At 58.9% G+C, this 17,700-nt stretch carries 13 protein-coding genes and 4 tRNA genes; 11 read left to right on the top strand and 6 right to left on the bottom strand.

The genetic code is table 11. From position 1 onward, the window contains the following. Positions 1-543: 543 nt before the first annotated feature. Together LVW35_RS17700 and LVW35_RS17695 are read left to right on the top strand one after the other, a co-directional pair. Positions 544-2,031, top strand: coding sequence for an NCS1 family nucleobase:cation symporter-1 (locus tag LVW35_RS17700; RefSeq protein WP_233891330.1), 1,488 nt, complete (start codon positions 544-546; stop codon positions 2,029-2,031). Positions 2,032-2,192: 161 nt separating this feature from the next. Continuing rightward, the gene (locus LVW35_RS17695) at positions 2,193-3,476 is read left to right on the top strand and encodes a Zn-dependent hydrolase (protein ID WP_233891329.1); all 1,284 of its coding nucleotides are present in this window, start codon (positions 2,193-2,195) and stop codon (positions 3,474-3,476) included. 53 nt (positions 3,477-3,529) lie between these two features. Here LVW35_RS17695 and LVW35_RS17690 read toward each other — a convergent pair whose 3' ends face one another. From LVW35_RS17690 to LVW35_RS17680, 3 genes are read right to left on the bottom strand one after another with little or no spacing between them, the layout of a single operon-like run. After that, positions 3,530-4,948 carry an efflux transporter outer membrane subunit gene (locus tag LVW35_RS17690; RefSeq protein WP_233891328.1) on the bottom strand — a complete coding sequence of 473 codons (1,419 nt, stop codon included), beginning with the start codon at positions 4,946-4,948 and terminating at the stop codon, positions 3,530-3,532. After that, positions 4,932-6,101, bottom strand: coding sequence for an efflux RND transporter periplasmic adaptor subunit (locus tag LVW35_RS17685; RefSeq protein WP_233891327.1), 1,170 nt, complete (start codon positions 6,099-6,101; stop codon positions 4,932-4,934). The genes LVW35_RS17690 and LVW35_RS17685 overlap by 17 nt, the downstream gene beginning before the upstream one ends. Next, complete coding sequence (locus tag LVW35_RS17680) at positions 6,091-9,312, bottom strand: efflux RND transporter permease subunit (RefSeq protein ID WP_233891326.1); 3,222 nt, start codon at positions 9,310-9,312, stop codon at positions 6,091-6,093. Before LVW35_RS17680 ends, LVW35_RS17685 begins: the two co-directional genes overlap by 11 nt. Positions 9,313-9,509: 197 nt before the next feature. Between LVW35_RS17680 and LVW35_RS17675 the strand changes: the two genes are divergently transcribed. After that, complete coding sequence (locus tag LVW35_RS17675) at positions 9,510-9,920, top strand: DUF2057 domain-containing protein (protein ID WP_233891325.1); 411 nt, start codon at positions 9,510-9,512, stop codon at positions 9,918-9,920. On the opposite strand, the gene LVW35_RS17670 is transcribed toward LVW35_RS17675, so the two are convergent. Next, complete coding sequence (locus LVW35_RS17670; protein WP_233891324.1) at positions 9,917-10,078, bottom strand: hypothetical protein; 162 nt, start codon at positions 10,076-10,078, stop codon at positions 9,917-9,919. The two genes, LVW35_RS17675 and LVW35_RS17670, sit on opposite strands and share 4 nt — an antisense overlap. 210 nt (positions 10,079-10,288) lie before the next feature. Here LVW35_RS17670 and LVW35_RS17665 point away from each other — a divergent pair, with 210 nt between their 5' ends. Further along, on the top strand, positions 10,289-10,951 hold the full coding sequence (locus LVW35_RS17665) for a C39 family peptidase (protein WP_233891323.1): 663 nt from the start codon (positions 10,289-10,291) through the stop codon (positions 10,949-10,951). Positions 10,952-10,988: 37 nt separating this feature from the next. On the opposite strand, the gene pbpG is transcribed toward LVW35_RS17665, so the two are convergent. Further along, positions 10,989-11,912 carry a D-alanyl-D-alanine endopeptidase gene (gene pbpG / locus LVW35_RS17660; RefSeq protein ID WP_233891322.1) on the bottom strand — a complete coding sequence of 308 codons (924 nt, stop codon included), beginning with the start codon at positions 11,910-11,912 and terminating at the stop codon, positions 10,989-10,991. Between the two features lie 207 nt (positions 11,913-12,119). Further along, positions 12,120-12,974, bottom strand: a complete 855-nt coding sequence (folD, locus tag LVW35_RS17655; RefSeq protein ID WP_233891321.1) for a bifunctional methylenetetrahydrofolate dehydrogenase/methenyltetrahydrofolate cyclohydrolase FolD — start codon at positions 12,972-12,974, stop codon at positions 12,120-12,122. 279 nt (positions 12,975-13,253) lie between these two features. Between folD and LVW35_RS17650 the strand changes: the two genes are divergently transcribed. The 7 genes from LVW35_RS17650 (at position 13,254) to clpX (ending at position 17,571) form a co-directional block, all read left to right on the top strand. Next, positions 13,254-13,330 (top strand) — tRNA-Arg (locus LVW35_RS17650). A gap of 32 nt (positions 13,331-13,362) precedes the next feature. Beyond that, positions 13,363-13,438 (top strand) — tRNA-His (locus tag LVW35_RS17645). Between the two features lie 57 nt (positions 13,439-13,495). Then, a tRNA-Leu gene (locus tag LVW35_RS17640) sits at positions 13,496-13,580 on the top strand. 80 nt (positions 13,581-13,660) lie between these two features. Further along, a tRNA-His gene (locus LVW35_RS17635) sits at positions 13,661-13,736 on the top strand. Between the two features lie 401 nt (positions 13,737-14,137). Continuing rightward, positions 14,138-15,448: a trigger factor gene (gene tig / locus LVW35_RS17630; RefSeq protein ID WP_028616936.1), complete on the top strand. Its 1,311-nt coding sequence runs from the start codon at positions 14,138-14,140 to the stop codon at positions 15,446-15,448. Positions 15,449-15,539: 91 nt separating this feature from the next. Then, positions 15,540-16,175 carry an ATP-dependent Clp endopeptidase proteolytic subunit ClpP gene (gene clpP, locus LVW35_RS17625; protein ID WP_003192255.1) on the top strand — a complete coding sequence of 212 codons (636 nt, stop codon included), beginning with the start codon at positions 15,540-15,542 and terminating at the stop codon, positions 16,173-16,175. A 112-nt stretch (positions 16,176-16,287) separates the two neighbouring features. Continuing rightward, entirely contained in the window at positions 16,288-17,571 is a 1,284-nt protein-coding gene (gene clpX, locus LVW35_RS17620; protein ID WP_010209414.1) for an ATP-dependent Clp protease ATP-binding subunit ClpX, read from the top strand. The last annotated feature ends 129 nt before the right edge of the window (positions 17,572-17,700 follow it).

Here is a 17,700-nt window from a genome sequence, read left to right as displayed (position 1 = left end):
TAGTGCTGCTAACCGATGGCTGATCAATTCCTGTCATCGGTGACAGGAATAGAAACTAGCCCGAGTTTTTCGATTGAGCAAGAAGATTTTTCATAAGCATATGCATCTATTAACTATTTGATTTATAAAGATAAAAATATAAAATCACCAAAATGTAGCAAGCGTTCACCCTTTTGACGCACTTGACAGGTTCTTGAATTGAGCAACATTTCTTATTGCAAATCAGACGCTTGAGACGTGCCTCTTGACGGAGCCGGCAAATAAAAATAATTGTGTTGCACCAGATTGAGTCCTGATGGTTCGGACAACTTTCGTATTATTTAGCCTGAGTAACGCGGCAAGTACCGAAGGACTTATCGGAAAGCTGATAAACATCAGCGAGTTATATAAGCGGTGCGGGTATGGTAACGGTTGGCGGCACGGATATTGAGTGCAGTGACGGCTGGCCGGGCCCGTGATGTCATGTTGTTTACGAGGTACTCCGGCCACCGGCACATACCGTGCAGGTGAGCAAAAATAATTCGAAAAAACCGTGGAGCGGCCATGCAACAGAACAAATCGCAAGTCATTGAGCGCAACGGCCTGTACGAACTCGACGCGGGCCCCGACGTCCTCGACAGCCCTCGCTACAACCACGACATGGCACCAACCAAGGTGCAGGAGCGCACCTGGAACAAATGGCACATCACCGCACTATGGGTCGGTATGTCGATCTGCGTGCCCACCTACACCTTGGGCGGGGTACTCACCGCGTATTTCGGCTTGTCGGTGGGCGAGGCGCTGATGGCGATTTTGCTGGCGAACATCGTGGTGCTGATCCCGCTCACGCTTAACGCCTTCCCTGGCACTAAATATGGCATACCGTTTCCAGTGCTGCTGCGCTCATCGTTCGGCATCCTCGGTTCCAACGTGCCGTGCTTGATCCGGGCGCTGGTGGCCTGTGGCTGGTTTGGTATCCAGACGATGTTTGGCGGGCTGGCGATCCACCTGTTCCTGGGCTCGATTTTCGAGGGATGGAAGTCCCTCGGCGGCACCGGCGAAGTGATCGGTTTCATGATTTTCTGGTGCCTGAATTTGTGGGTAGTGCTGCGTGGCGCCGAGTCGATCAAACGCCTGGAAACCCTGTCGGCGCCGTTGCTGGTGGCGGTGGGCATTGGCCTCTTGGTGTGGGCGATGCCCAATGTGTCGATCAGCGAGTTGATGGCGATTGCGCCCAAACGTCCGGAAGGCGCGAGCCTCACGGGTTACTTCATGGCCGGCCTTACGGCGATGGTGGGTTTCTGGGCCACCCTGTCGCTGAATATCCCGGACTTCAGCCGCTACGCCAGAAGCCAGAAGGACCAGATCCTCGGACAGATTTTCGGCCTGCCGCTGACCATGTTCCTGTTCGCCGCCCTCGGCGTGATCATGACCGCCGCTTCGGTGAAGCTGGTGGGTGTCAGCGTGTCCGACCCGGTGACCCTGATCGGCCATATCCAGAGCCCGGTGTGGGTGGCCATCGCCATGGCGCTGATCATCATCGCCACCTTGTCCACCAACACGGCGGCGAACATTGTGTCACCCACCAACGACTTCCAGAACATCGCCCCCAAGCTGATCAACCGCACCACGGCCGTGATCCTTACCGGCCTTGTCGGGCTCGCGCTGATGGGCCATGAGCTGCTGAAAAAGCTCGGGCTCATCGTTTCCGATGTGAGCCTGGAAACCGTGTATTCCAATTGGTTGTTGGGCTATTCAAGCCTGTTGGGGCCCATCGCCGGAATCATGGTGGTGGACTACTTCATCACCCGCAAACAGCAGCTGGACCTGGCTGGCCTTTACCGCGATGACGTGTACCCGGCGTGGAACTGGAGCGGATTTTTTGCCTTCGGCGTACCGGTGGTGCTGACCTTGCTGTCGCTGGGCAGTGATGCGTTCAGCTGGTTCTACAGCTATGGCTGGTTTACCGGTTCGGCGTTGGGCGGCCTGTTGTATTACGGCCTGAATGCCAAGCGCGGGGCCTGCCCCGTGCCTGCCAAATCCCCGCTGTAGCTGAAGTGAAATGCAATCCAAATGTGGGAGCGGGCTTGCTCGCGAAGGCGGTGTGTCAGTCGCCGCATTTATCAACTGACAGCCTGCTTTCGCGAGCAAGCCCGCTCCCACATTTTTGACCGCATTCCAATCATAAGTAGTCAAGCCTGAGGAGATCCCCCATGAACGCTGCCCTCGACGTTCTGCAATCCACCCATCAGCACATCAATCGCGACCGTTTGTGGCAGTCGCTGATGGACCTGGCCAAACTCGGTGCCACTCCCAAAGGTGGCGTATGCCGCCTGGCCCTTACCGACCTCGACCGCAAGGCTCGCGACCTGTTCGTACAGTGGTGCGAGGAGGCTGGTTGTACCGTGAGCATCGATGGCATCGGCAACATCTTCGCCCGCCGCCCCGGCCGGAATCCCAGCCTGCCACCGGTGATGACCGGCAGCCATATCGACACCCAGCCCACCGGTGGCAAGTTCGACGGTTGTTTTGGTGTGCTGGCGGGCGTGGAAGTGCTGCGCACGCTCAATGACCTGAACGTGGAAACCGAGGCACCGCTGGAAGTGGTGGTGTGGACCAACGAAGAGGGCTCGCGCTTTCCGCCGTGCATGATGGGCTCCGGCGTGTTCGCCGAGAAGTTCACCCTGGCGGATACGCTGGCCAAGGTCGATGTGGACGGTGTAAGCGTCGGCGATGCATTGAATGCGATTGGCTACGCGGGCTCGCGGCCGGTCAGTGGGCATAAGGTGGGGGCGTATTTCGAAGCACACATCGAACAAGGGCCGATTCTCGAGGACGAGAAGAAAACCATCGGTGTGGTGCTCGGCGCACTGGGGCAGAAGTGGTTTGACCTGAAGCTGCGTGGGGTTGAAGCGCATGCGGGACCAACGCCGATGCACCTGCGCAAGGATGCCCTGGTAGGCGCGGCAGCAGTGGTGGCGGCGGTCAATGCGGCAGCGCTGGGTCATCAACCCCATGCGTGTGGGACGGTGGGTTGCTTGCAGGCTTATCCGGGATCGCGCAACGTCATTCCAGGCGAAGTGCGCATGACCTTGGACTTGCGTCATCTGGAACCGGCCCGACTGGATTCGATGATTGCCCAAGTGCGCAAGGTCATCGACGAGACCTGTGCCAAGCACGGGCTGAGTTTCGAAATGGAGCCCACGGCGGACTTCCCGCCGCTGTATTTCGACAAAGGTTGTGTGGACGCTGTACGCAATGCGGCAAATAGCCTGGGCTTGTCGAACATGGATATCGTCAGCGGGGCAGGGCACGACGCTATCTTCGTCGCAGAACTGGGGCCGGCGGGGATGATTTTCGTGCCGTGTGAAGGCGGTATCAGCCATAACGAAATCGAGAATGCAGCACCGGATGATTTGGCAGCGGGGTGTGCAGTGTTGTTAAGGGCAATGGTGGCGGCGTCGGCGGCAATCGCCAGCGGCAAGCTCGCCGCCTAAGCCATTACATCCACTGAGCCGGCTTGCCGGCTCCTTGTTGATTGGCGGTGTCATCAAGCGCCGGGTTGCCAGCCGCCACCGAGGGCAGTCACCAGCCCGACACTCGCCTGCAACTGCCTTGTCTGCACCGCCTGCAACGTCCGCTGTGCCAGCAACGCCGCGGTCTGCGCCGTCACCACATCCAGGTAGCTCACCGCGCCCGCTTGATAGCTGTTCATCGCCAGTTCCTGCGTGTGCAGCGCTGCATCCGCCGCCGCTTGTTCGTCCTGGGCTTCCTGCTGCAAATCCCGCAGTTGTGCCAGGTTGTCTTCCACTTCACGCACGGCTTTCAGCACCTGGCTGCGGTATTGCGCGGACGCCTCTTCAAATTCGGCCTTGGCTTGGCGTTCGTTGGCGCTTAGACGACCGCCATCGAAGATCGGCAAATTGACCAACGGCCCCAATGCCCAATAGCGATTGCCGGCGGACAGCAGGTTGCCGACGCCTTGAGTCTGCCCGCCAATCAACCCGTTCAAACTGAAATCCGGGTACCACGCCGCCTTCGCCACACCGATGTTGGCGTTGGCGGCAAAGACTCGCCGCTCGGCCGCTGCAATGTCCGGGCGACGTTGCAGCAGGTGACTTGGCAATTGCGAGGGTATCCCCGGCAAGGCGATCAATTGGTGGCTGGGTGGCAATGAGAAATCGCTGGCTGCCACACCGACCAGTTCGCCTATGGCGTGCTCGGTCAAGTTGCGTTGCCCACGCACTTCGTCCCATTGCGCCTTGGCCTCGGCCAGTTGATTCTGCGCACGTGTAAGGTCCAGCTCCGAAGCGATCTGCCCTTCATACCGGCTACGGGTCAGCTGCAACGCCTGGCCGAAATCCTCCAGCGAACTGTTGAGAATCCGCGCCTGCGCATCCAGCCCATTGAGCTGCACATACAAAGTCGCCAACTGATGTTGCAGGCTCAAGCGCGCCACGGCCAGGTCATCGCCGGACGCCTGTGCCTGGGCATCACCAGCCGCCACCTGGTTGCGGATTTTGCCCCACAGGTCCAGGTCGTAACTCAGGGAAAAACCAGCCGTGTTGCTGTTGTAGACCGAGGGTTGGATATCCCCGCGCAATGGCCTCGAATCCGATTGCCGCTGGCGCAAGGGCTGCGCGCTGGCGGTGATCTGTGGGAACAATCCGGCGTGCAATTGGCTGACGTAGGCCTGGGAGGCATCGAAGTGCGCGAGTGCCGCCGCCAGGTCCGGGTTGGCGTTGAGCAGTTGCTGTTGCAGGTTGTTCAGGCGCGCGTCGTTGTAAAGCGTCCACCATTCGGGCGCCAGTTGATCGGAGGGTTGCGCGCTGTGCCATGGGCCATCGCTGGTCTGTTCGCGATAGCCGGCTGGCAGGTTAACGGTGGGCACTTTATAGGTCGGCGCCATCGAGCAACCCTGCAACGCCAGCAGCATCAACGCCGCAAACGGCTTAAGCCTTGGGTACATGCGCACCTCCAGAGGCGTCGGCCAGTTGCACCGGGTCGCCTTCGCGCAGGGCGTCCGGCGGGTTGTCGACCACGCGGTCGGCGGGTTTCAGGCCTTGGTCGATGACCAGGCGTTCTCCCAGGTCCAGGCCGATGTGAATGTCCTGCAGGTGCACGTGATTCTGCGCGTCCAACACCGCCACTTGGGTGCCTTGGGCACGAAAGATCAACGCGCTGGCGGGGATGCTCACCCCATGAGTGTCCACCGGAATCGGCAAGGTGGCTTCGGCGTAGTCACCGGGCAGCAATTCGCCGTTGGGGTTGTCGGCCACGAACTGCGCGAGCAGGGTGCCGGAACGACGGTCAATGGCGGTGGAGTCGCCGATCAGGCGTGCCTTGAAGTGCCCGCCGGGATGCTCGGGGACAGTCAATTCGGCTTCAAGGCCAGGGTGGATGACCGCCGCGTAGTTCTGCGGCACCGGTACATACAGGCGCAATTGGTGGGTGTCGGCAATGTTGAACAGCTCGGGATCACTGTCGGTGTCGGCCTTGATCAACTGGCCGATATCGGTGTTGCGCGCGGTGATGGTGCCGGCGAATGGCGCGCGGATCGTCTTGTAGCTTTCCAGTGCGGACAGCCGTGCATAGTCGGCAGCGGCGGCTTCGGCGTTGGCCTTGGCAGCGGCGGCGTTGGAAGTTTTTTCATCGGCCTCCTGGCGCGATACCGAGTGGCTGGCGAGCAGGTTTTGCCAGCGCGTTGCGGTGGTTTCGGCCAGACGTGCGTTGGCCTGTTCCTGCACCAGGCGTGCATGGGTTTGCGCCAGTTGCTGGTCCAGGTCGGGGCTGTCGATCTCGGCGAGGATTTGCCCGGCTTTGACCTGGGTGCCGATGTCGGCTTTCCAGTCCTTGAGGTAGCCGCTGACCCGGGCATGGATCGGCGCCTTGCTCCAGGCTTCCAGGTGCGCCGGCAAACGCAGGGTATCGCCGGCAGCATTCTGCTGCGGTTGGAATACCATCACCTGCGGGATGGCGGCGGTCTCGGTCCAGGCGGTGACCGACTGCTCGTGCAAGGTGCGGGCGTGCAGGCCGTTGGCGACCAACAGGGCGACCAGGGTCAGGCCGCCGACACCCAGGAGCATCAGACGCTTGCGCGAGGGTTTGTGATCAGACGACATGAGGCGTTTCTCCAGCAGTGGCGCGAGTAGGGTGACGACCGTGGACCAGACTGAAAACCACGGGCACAAACAACAGGGTGGCGATGGTGGCGAAGATCAGGCCACCGATGACCGCACGGCCGAGGGGGGCGTTTTGCTCTTCGGAAATGGCCAGGGGCAACATGCCGATGATCATCGCCAGGGCGGTCATGCACACCGGGCGGAAACGCGTGTAGCCGGCCTCCAGCGCGGCTTTGAGCGCGTCACCATGTTCGGCCAGGCGTTCACGGCAGAAGCTCACCACCAGGATGGAGTTGGCCGTGGCTACCCCCATACACAGAATGGCGCCGGTCAATGCGGGCACCGACAGCGAGGTGCCGCTGAGGAACAGCATCCACACGATTCCTGCCAACGCCGCCGGTAGCGCGGTAATGATCACGAACGGATCAGCCCATGATTGGAAATTGACCACGATCAGCAGGTAAATCAGCACCACCGCACCGAGCAGGCCCAAGCTCAGGCCGCTGAACGCTTCATGTAGCGCGTCGATCTGTCCGTGCAGGCTGATCACTGCGCCTTTGGGGCGCATGGACGCGGTGTCATCCAGCACTTTTTGCACATCACGGGCCACGCCGCCGAGGTCGCGGCCTTGCACATTGGCGTACAGGTCCAGGGTCGGTTCGATGTTGTAGTGAGTCACCACTGCCGGGCTTTGCACGCGGGAGATGGTGGCCACACCGCCGAGGATCTGCGATTGGCCGTCGGCGCCGGTCACCGGCAGCGCTGCCAGTGAGGGCAGGCTGTCGAGGCGGTATTGCGGGGTGGCGGCGACGATGGAGTAGGACACGCCGTTGGCCGGATTGAGCCAGAAGGTCGGTGCCACTTGGGAGCTGCCGGCGAGGGAGGCGACCATGCTATTGGTCACGTCACGCTCGGTAATGCCCAGGCCGTTGGCGCGCAGGCGGTCGACGTTCACTTGCAGCGACGGATAGCCGGTGGACTGCTGGATACGCAGGTCGGCAATGCCCGGTACGTGTTGCAGGCGCCGCTCCAGTTCCACCGCATAGGCGCGGTTTTCTTCATCGTTGTGCCCGGAGATTTTGACGTCCAGCGGGGCAGGGGCGCCGAAGTTGAGGATCTGGCTGCTGATGTCCGCCGGCAGGAACGCGAAGTGGCTGCCGGGGAAACTTTCCGGCAAGGCTTCGCGCAGTTTTTTCACGTAATCGGCGGTGGGGGCGTGGTCCTTTTTCAGGGTGACCTGAATATCGCCGTCCTGCGGGCCGATGGTGCCGCTGTTGCTATAGGCCATGTCGATGCCGCTGAGTGGGATACCGATATTGTCGACGATGGTGTCGAGTTCTTCGGCTGGAATCACTTCACGGATTCGCGCTTCGATGCGGTCGAAGGCGGCGGCGCTTTCTTCGATACGCGTGCCCAGTGGCAAACGCACGTGAAGGGCCAGGGCGCCTGCGTCGGTGGTCGGGAAGAAGTCCTGGCCCAGGCTGGGCAACAGCAGGAAGGACGCCAGTACACAGGCCAGGAAACCGACGATAAACCGCTTGCGATTGCCCAGGGCCAGGGTCAGCAGGGCGTGGTAGGTGTCGCGGATGTTCGAGAAATGCCGTTCGAAACCCTGCTGGAAATTCAGCACCGATTGCAGCACGGCATTGCGCTGTTTCTGATGGTGTTCACCCTCGTGATGATTGATGAATTCATCTTCCGGATGATGCCCTTCACCTTGCTCCGGCGTGTGCGGCTTGAGCAGGAACATCGCCAGGGTCGGCACCAGCGTCCGCGAGAGGATGAACGAACTGGCCATGGCAAAGATTACCGCCAGGGCCATCGGCCGGAACAGGTAGCCGGCGATGCCTTGCAGCAAGAACATCGGCACGAACACGATGCAGATGCACAGTAGCGAGACAAATGCCGGGCCGACGATTTGCGCGGCACCGTCGAGGATCGCCGTCTTCACCGCCTTGCCTTGCTCCAGGTGCCAGTTGATGTTTTCGATGGTTACCGTGGCGTCGTCCACCAGGATGCCCACGGCCAACGCCAGCCCGCCCAACGTCATCACGTTGAGGGTTTGCCCGCTGACCGCCAGCAGCGCGATGGCCGAGAGCACGGCGAGGGGAATCGACGCGGCGATGATCAGCGTCGAGCGCCAACTGCCGAGGAACAGCAGGATCATCGCACTGGTCAGCAGCGCGGCGATGATGCCTTCCTGGGCCACGCTGCCCACCGATTGCTTGACGAACACAGAGGCATCGCCCAGCAGCGAGGTCTTCAGCGACGGCGGCAGGGTTTCGTTGATGCGTGGCAGCATCTGGCGGATGCCGTCGATGATCGACAGTGTGGAAATGCTACCGTTTTTCAGCGCCGGCATCAGTACCGCACGGTGGCCGTCGACGCGCACAATGTTGGTCTGCGGCGGCGAGCCGTCACGCACGTGGGCGACTTGGCCGATGGTGATCAGCGCGCCGTCGACGGTCTTGATCGGCAGGTCATTCAGCTCATCGATGGCCTTGGGGCTGTTGTTGAGCAGGATCGTATATTCATTGGGACCGAGTTTGGCGGTGCCCACCGGTATGATCTGGTTCTGCAGGGCCAAGGCGTTGCCCACGTCCTGGGCCGACAAACCTTTAGCGGCCAGCGCCTGCGGGTCAAGGTCGAGAGTGATCTGGCGTTGCTTGCCGCCCATGGGCGTCGGCATGGCCAGGCCGGGCAAGGCGCTCAGGGGCAGGCGAATATTGTTTTGCACCAGGTCGCGGATTCTGGCTTCCGAGAGGCTGGGGCTGGAGAACGCCATTTCCAAAATCGGCACCGTGGAGGCGCTGTAGTTGAGAATCAGCGGCGGCGTGATACCCGGTGGCATCTGCTTGAGCACGGTTTGTGACACCGCCGTCACCTGGGCGTTGGCGGTGCGGATATCCACGCCAGGCTGGAAGAAGATTTTCACGATGCCCATGCCGGGCAGGGATTGCGATTCGATGTGTTCGATGTCGTTGACGGTGGTGCTCAGGGAGCGTTCGTAGGTGTAGATCACCCGACCGGCCATGGCGTCCGGCGACAGGCCGTTGTACTGCCAGACCACGGCGACCACGGGGATGCCGATATCCGGGAAAACGTCAGTGGGGGTACGCAGGGCCGCCATCGGCCCGATGATGCAGATGAATATGGCCAATACGATAAACGTGTACGGCTTTTGCAGTGCGGTCTTTACCAGCCCGAGCATGCGTGAAACCTCCGAAAGGAGCAGGATTGCAAACCCCGGCAGTCTCACGCGACCCACCTAACACGCACCTTTCAGCCAGGTGAAGGAACATTTAGGTAGGGGCTGAAGATCGTTTCATATGGATTCATTTGTTCTACAAAGGGGGGCTCCTCAAGCTTGGAGCCCATCAAACACATCGTCCCTATTGGAGCCCTGCCATGTCACTCAAACCTCTGTTATTGATCCCTGCCCTCGGTGCTGTGCTGTTGTTGTCGGCGTGCGCTGGTCCGATCCCGAAGGCGGATCCGAGCGAAGCGTGGATCGGCTTGAAAGAAGAAGCGCCCAACGACCTGATGGCCGAACGCGTGGACGGCAAGCGCGTGGATGACGGACGTTTCTTTGAGGTAACGCCAGGAGATCATCAGCTGGATGTGACGTTGTTCGAGGAAGAGCCCGGCGACGACAACCAGCAGGACTGCCAGGGCCGTGTCGAATACAAGAATTTCAAAGCGGGTGAACACTACACGCTGGTGGAGTCGAGCCTGGGCACCACCGTGCGCGCCTCCCTGGAGGATGGCCACGGTAAGGAAGTCGCGGCGACTCAGGACTTCAATTGCATGCCTGGCTAGGCGTGATGCACCACCGCCTTATGGGGTTTGGCGGGCGCAGCGGGCTTGACGTGGGGGTGATGGTGCCGACGGGTAACGCGCAACACCCCCCATAACATGGCGCCGGCTACCGCCAGCCAACCGCAGATCAACAGGAAAATCGTTGTTGCAAGGCTCATCTGGGCCTCCTTTCGCCCCGCAGGGGGCACACACAGTCTTCTCAATGGACAGTCTAGCTACCTGGCGGTTGCCTGATATTGACCAATGGTCGTGTCTGTCCAACTTCTTTGCTCTATCCGCGTCCTTTACTAAGCCTGCAGGCTATACCCGCGTGGCAGAGCGCCCTATGATCATGGCCCTTACCGGCAGTTGATCAAGAGAGTAGAAAATTGCGGTTACGGTCGAACCTGAAAACATCCTTGTTCCTCGCGTGTGCCCTGGGCCTTGCCGCGTGTTCCTCCACCCCGTCGAGACTGGCGGGCCTGCCGGAGCGCGTCGAGCTCAACGGCGTGCCGACCTTTCGCAGCGAGGCATATCAGGGCGGTCCTACGTCTTTAGCCAGCATGCTGTCGCAACAAGGCATTGTCATGACACCGGGACTATTGGATAAGCCGCTGCATTTGCCGGGAGGCGAAGCGGATCTTGAGCGCAATATGCAGGTACTGGCCCGCGAATACGGGCTGATGGTGTATCCGCTGGATGCCCAGCTAACGGCGGTGCTGGCCCAGGTGGCGGCGGGTTATCCGGTGATGGCGCGGATTGGCGGCGGGCTGTGGTCCGATGCGCACTACGTGGTCGTGGTGGGGTTCAACCAGCAGAAAAGCACGGTGTTGTTGCGCTCGGGGATGGAACGACGCCTGTTGATGAGCTTCAGCGACTTTGTGTCCAAATGGAAAAGCGCCGGCAACTGGGCAATCCTCACCCAGCGGCCGAGTCAGTTGCCGGCGAATGTGGATGCACAGCGTTGGCGGGATTCGGCTAATGCGACCGCCCAGGCCGGGCAGGAGCGGGCGGCGGCGCAGGCGCTGAAGGTGTTGGCGGAACGCAAATAAACAAAACACCAGCGCTCCCACATTAAGATAACTGTGCTTAGCGACGTACTTCGGCGGCGTTAGGTCGGTTCTTCAGGTTCTTGTCGGCCTTGTAGCGCAACGCCACATCCGGTACCGAACCACTCTTGCCGGTCTCGACCCAATTGCGGATACGGCTGGCATCGGCAAAGTGGGTGAATTTGCCGAAGGCATCCAGGATCACCAGCGACACCGGGCGGTTGCCCATGCTGGTCACCAGCACCAGGCAGTGACCGGCCTGGTTGGTGAAGCCGGTCTTGGTCAGCTTGATGTCCCAGTTGGCGCGGTTTATCAGGTGGTCAGTGTTGGAGAAGCCCAGGGTGTAGTTGGGCTTGCGGAACGACACGGTCTTTTCCTTGGTGGTGCTCAACTGGCTCAGCAAAGGGTAGTGACGCGCGGCAGCCAGCAGTTTGCTCAGGTCGCGGGCGGTAGACACGTTGTGGATCGACAGGCCGGTGGGTTCGACATAGTGCGTGCTGGTCATGCCCAGCGCCTTGGCCTTGGCGTTCATCGCGGCGATGAAGGCTGCGTAACCACCCGGATAGTGGTGGGCCAGGCTCGCGGCGGCGCGGTTTTCCGAGGACATCAGGGCGATCAGCAGCATTTCCTTGCGCGGCATCTGACTGCCGATCTTCACGCGCGAGAACACGCCTTTCATTTCTGGCGTGTCGGTGATGTTGATGTCGATGTACTCATCCATGTTCTGCTTGGCTTCGAGCACGATCAGGCCGGTCATCAACTTGCTCACCGAGGCGATGGGCACTACCACGTCCGGATTGCTGGAATAGATAACCTTGTTGGTTTGCAGGTCTACCAGCATGGCGCTGCCGGAAGCGATTTGCAGTTTGGAGGTGTCACGCGGGGCCAGGGTGGTTTCGGCGGCGTGCGCAAAGGTGCCCGTGAAAGCAAAAAATAGGCTGACAAGAGAAAGACGAATTTTCACGCGGATGAACTCGCTAAAAAGTAAGGAAATACCGTTCGGGAACGGTTTTTTGATAAATGCCGTTACATTTTAGGAGTATGGATCAGAAACTGTCGAATGTTCTTCCAGAACCCGATGAAAGTTCTTAAAAACTAAGAAAAAAGAGGGTTTATTGCGGGCAATAAAAAACCCTGCGATAAAGCAGGGCTTTTTCAGTACGTCTGGTTATTAAACGTGCAGGGTCTCTGCGGCGTACAGAGTGTTTTCCAACAGGCATGCCCGCGTCATCGGGCCGACGCCACCGGGTACCGGGGTGATCCAGCCTGCGCGGGGCAGGGCGGTTTCGTACACTACGTCGCCGACCAGCTTGCCGTCATCCTGGCGGTTGATGCCCACGTCGATGACGATCGCACCTTCCTTTATCCATTCACCTTTGACCAGGCCCGGCTTGCCGGCGGCCACCACAACCAGGTCGGCACGACCGACGTGGCCGGCGAGGTCTTTGGTGAAGCGATGGGTGACAGTCACCGTGCAACCGGCGAGCAGCAGTTCCATGGCCATCGGGCGGCCAACGATGTTGGAGGCGCCGACCACGACTGCATCGAGGCCGTACAGGTCGACACCGGTGCTTTCCAGCAGGGTCATGATGCCTTTGGGCGTGCATGGGCGCAGCAGCGGGATACGCTGGGCCAGGCGGCCGACGTTATAAGGGTGGAAGCCGTCGACGTCTTTGTCGGGGCGAATGCGCTCCAGCAATTTGGAGGCGTCGAGGTGTTCCGGCAATGGCAATTGGAGCAGGATGCCATCGATCTTCGGGTCGTCGTTGAGGCCGTCGATCAGGTCTGTAAGGGCCTGTTGGGTGGTCTCGGAAGGCAAGTCATAGGCCTTGGAAATAAAGCCGACCTCTTCACAGTCTTTACGCTTGTGCGAGACATAAACCTGAGAGGCAGGATCGCTGCCGACCAGGATCACCGCGAGGCCAGGCGTGCGCAGGCCTTGTTGGCTGCGCTCGTTGACCCGTTTGGCGATCTGCTGGCGCAGGCTGGCGGCGATTGATTTGCCGTCGATAAGTTGTGCAGTCATTACGCGTGATTAACCATCGAGAGGGGGAAGAAAAGTGCGCGCATTCTCGCATGCCAAGACGTGAGGGCAAAGGCGCTTGGTCTGCAAATTGCCCTAACCCCTTAAATAAAATCAGTTTTTTTCAAAAAAGATTTGACGGGTTTCGAGGGCGTCTATACTATTCGTCGCACTTGTCGGGCACAGCCTAGCACTGGTTAAGAAGGTCGAGCAGAATAGCGTGTTGTTCTGCAAGGCTGGAAGCACTTAGTTTGTAATCCTCCAAGAGTACAGATTAATAAGGCGCCCGTAGCTCAGCTGGATAGAGCATCCGCCTTCTAAGCGGATGGTCGCAGGTTCGAGTCCTGCCGGGTGCGCCATTAGGCAGCTTTGGCACAAGTAGCGCTATATGGTGGGCGTAGCTCAGTTGGTAGAGCACGGGATTGTGACTCCCGTTGTCGAGGGTTCGATCCCCTTCGTCCACCCCATATTTTAAAAAGGCGCCAGATTAATCGTCTGGCGCCTTTGCTTTAAGAGCTTCAAGCGCGGATGTGGTGGAATTGGTAGACACACTGGATTTAGGTTCCAGCGCCGCGAGGCGTAAGAGTTCGAGTCTCTTCATCCGCACCAAATAAAGCTTGGCCCCGTTGAAAAACAGGCTAGGCCTCAACAAAGAAGAAGTGGTTTGGTTTCTTTGTTAACGCAATATGGTGGGCGTAGCTCAGTTGGTAGAGCACGGGATTGTGACTCCCGTTGTCGAGGGTTCGATCCCCTTCGTCCACCCCATATTCGAAAGGCGCCAGATTTAACAGTCTGGCGCCTTTTTTGGTTTCAGCGGTTCGAAATATCCAGCGGCTGCAGGTAATGGGGCGCGACGGCAGGGCGTTTTGTCGTATTTGTGTATCTCGATGATGCTGCACTGCCTGCCCGCCCTGTTTGCAGGGTTGGCCGTCAGGGAGGTGGTTGGCGACTTCTTCTATATATAGAAGGGGCGGCGCAGAGCCCTGGCGTGATGGGTTGTATTTGTCACCGGGGCGAAGTGCATCAGTGCCTTCGTACCGATAAATTGCCGGCTGTTTTCGAGCGTATTTGCAGTAGGGTGACTTCTTGAGTTTGACCCACTAGAATGCATGCCCTTGATTGGGGTCGGAAATGGCCGGCTAACGTCTGTGCAACGAGGAATATCCATGCAAGTTTCTGTTGAAAATACTACTGCTATCGAGCGTCGCCTGAGCATCTCCGTGCCGGCTGAGCGCGTCGAGACTGCGGTCAACAAGCGTCTGCAGCAGACTGCCCAAAAGGCCAAGATCGCTGGTTTCCGTCCAGGCAAAGTGCCAATGAGCGAAATCAAGCGCCGTTTTGGTGCCGATGCGCGCCAGGAAGCTGTGGGTGACGTGATCCAGGCTTCTTTCTACGAAGCGGTCGTTGAGCACAAGCTGAACCCGGCTGGTTCGCCGTCGATCGAGCCTAAGTCGCTGGAAGCTGGCAAAGACCTGGAATACGTTGCCGTATTCGAAGTGTTCCCTGAGTTTGAAGTGGCCGGTTTCGACGGTATCGCCATCGAGCGCCTGAGCGCCGAAGTGGCTGATTCGGACCTGGACAACATGCTGGAAATCCTGCGCAAGCAGAACACTCGTTTCGAAGTGGCCGACCGTGCTGCCCAGAACGAAGACCAGCTGAACATCGATTTCGTTGGCAAGGTTGACGGCGAAGTGTTCGCTGGTGGCTCCGCCAAGGGCACTCAGCTGGTGCTGGGTTCCAACCGCATGATTCCGGGCTTCGAAGACGGCCTGGTTGGCGCCAAGGCTGGCGAAGAGCGCGTTCTGAACCTGACTTTCCCTGCTGACTACCAGAACCTGGACCTGGCTGGCAAAGCCGCCGAGTTCACCGTGACCGTCAACAGCGTGTCCGAGCCTAAGCTGCCAGAGCTGAACGAAGAATTCTTCGCCCAATTCGGCATCAAGGAAACCGGTATCGAAGGCTTCCGCACCGAAGTTCGCAAGAACATGGAGCGCGAGCTGCGTCAGGCCATCAAGTCCAAGGTCAAGAACCAGGTCATGGACGGTCTGCTGGCCGCCAACCCGATCGAAGTGCCTAAGGCTCTGCTGTCCAACGAAGTGGATCGCCTGCGCGTTCAAGCTGTTCAGCAGTTTGGTGGCAACATCAAGCCTGACCAACTGCCGGCCGAGCTGTTCGAAGAGCAAGCCAAGCGCCGCGTCGTGCTGGGCCTGATCGTGGCTGAAGTGGTCAAGCAGTTCGACCTCAAGCCTGACGAAGACCGCGTTCGCGAAATGATCCAGGAAATGGCTTCGGCCTACCAGGAGCCTGAGCAGGTCGTGGCTTGGTACTACAAGAACGATCAGCAACTGAACGAAGTGCGTTCGGTTGTGCTGGAAGAACAAGTTGTGGATACTGTTCTGCAGAAGGCTAAGGTGACCGATAAAGCGGTCTCTTACGAAGAAGCAGTCAAACCGGCGGAAGCAGCACAAGCCGACTGATTGTCCAACTCGTTGGAAATTCAACCATAAGCCAGCCTCGCGCTGGCTTATGCGTTTTCAAGACATGACTATTTGGGAGTAACTGCAGAGCATGTTCCGTAATTCCTATATTCAGCAGAACTCTGATATCCAGGCCGCTGGCGGCCTGGTCCCGATGGTTGTCGAGCAGTCCGCTCGTGGCGAACGCGCCTACGACATCTACTCGCGCCTGCTCAAGGAGCGAGTGATCTTTCTGGTGGGTCCCGTAGAGGACTACATGGCCAACCTGATCTGTGCGCAGCTGCTGTTCCTTGAAGCGGAAAACCCGGACAAGGACATCCATCTCTACATCAACTCGCCGGGTGGTTCGGTGACAGCAGGCATGTCGATCTACGACACCATGCAATTCATCAAGCCAAACGTGTCGACTACCTGTATCGGCCAAGCCTGCAGCATGGGCGCGTTCCTGTTGACCGCGGGTGCCGAAGGCAAGCGTTTCTGCCTGCCGAACTCGCGTGTGATGATTCACCAGCCACTGGGCGGTTTCCAGGGCCAGGCGTCGGATATTGAAATTCACGCCAAGGAAATCCTCTTCATCCGCGAGCGTCTCAACACGCTGATGGCCAAGCACAGCGGACGCACCCTGGAAGAAATCGAGCGCGATACCAACCGTGACAATTTCATGAGCGCTGAAGCCGCCAAGGAATACGGGTTGATCGACGCAGTGATCGACAAGCGCCCCGCTTAATATAAGCCGCTCAAAATAGGGCTGGTCGGCATGTCCGACCACTGGCGGGCTTGAAAAAGCCCGCATAAGCCTTCATCTTGTGTTGCAAGCCTATCGGATTTGGATCGAACGAATGACTGACACCCGCAACGGCGAGGACAACGGCAAGCTGCTCTATTGCTCCTTCTGTGGCAAAAGCCAGCATGAAGTACGCAAATTGATTGCCGGCCCCTCGGTCTTTATCTGCGACGAGTGCGTCGACCTGTGCAATGACATCATCCGTGAGGAGGTGCAGGAAGCCCAGGCCGAAAGCAGCGCGCATAAATTGCCTTCGCCTAAAGAAATCAGCGGTATCCTTGACCAGTATGTGATTGGTCAAGAGCGTGCAAAGAAGGTTCTGGCCGTAGCGGTGTATAACCACTACAAGCGCTTGAACCAGCGTGACAAGAAAGGCGACGAAGTTGAACTCGGCAAGAGTAATATCCTGCTGATCGGTCCTACAGGCTCGGGCAAGACCCTGCTTGCAGAAACCCTCGCCCGCCTGCTGAACGTTCCGTTCACCATCGCCGACGCTACCACCCTCACCGAGGCTGGCTACGTGGGTGAAGATGTCGAGAACATCATTCAGAAGCTGCTGCAGAAGTGCGACTACGACGTAGAGAAAGCCCAGATGGGTATTGTCTACATCGACGAAATCGACAAGATTTCGCGCAAGTCGGACAACCCGTCGATCACCCGGGACGTTTCCGGTGAGGGCGTGCAGCAAGCCCTGTTGAAACTGATCGAAGGCACGGTCGCTTCCGTACCGCCACAAGGCGGCCGCAAGCACCCGCAGCAGGAATTCCTTCAGGTTGATACGCGCAACATCCTGTTCATCTGTGGCGGTGCGTTCTCTGGTCTGGAAAAAGTTATTCAGCAGCGTTCGACCCGCGGCGGCATCGGCTTCAGTGCCGAAGTGCGCAGCAAGGAAGAGGGCAAGAAGGTGGGCGAGTCCCTGCGTGAAGTCGAGCCTGACGATCTGGTCAAGTTCGGTCTGATCCCGGAATTCGTTGGCCGTCTGCCGGTCTTGGCCACGTTGGACGAGCTGGATGAGGCTGCTCTGATTCAGATCCTCACCGAGCCAAAAAACGCCTTGACCAAGCAATATGCCAAATTGTTCGAGATGGAAGGTGTAGACCTCGAGTTCCGTACCGACGCACTCAAATCAGTGGCCAAGCGGGCACTGGAGCGCAAGACCGGTGCCCGTGGCCTGCGTTCGATTCTTGAAGGCGTCCTGCTCGACACCATGTACGAAATCCCCTCGCAGTCCGAGGTGAGTAAAGTGGTGATCGACGAAAGCGTCATAGAAGGTAAGTCCAAGCCACTGTATATCTACGAAAACAGTGAGCCGGCTGCCAAGGCTGCGCCCGACGCGTAAGCGTTTCGCAGTTTCGGTATAAACAAGGGGCCTCCAGGGGCCCCTTTGTTTTTACGGCGTTTTTTACCCTAAAGCGTTTACTGCGTTTAACTGCTGGCAATAAGCTTGTTTTTTTTGCATGCAGCCCCC

Source organism: Pseudomonas sp. HN11 (assembly GCF_021390155.1).
Lineage (GTDB): Bacteria > Pseudomonadota > Gammaproteobacteria > Pseudomonadales > Pseudomonadaceae > Aquipseudomonas.
The sequence above is the reverse complement of the archived record's forward strand: the minus strand, read 5'-3'. Positions and strand labels throughout refer to the sequence as shown.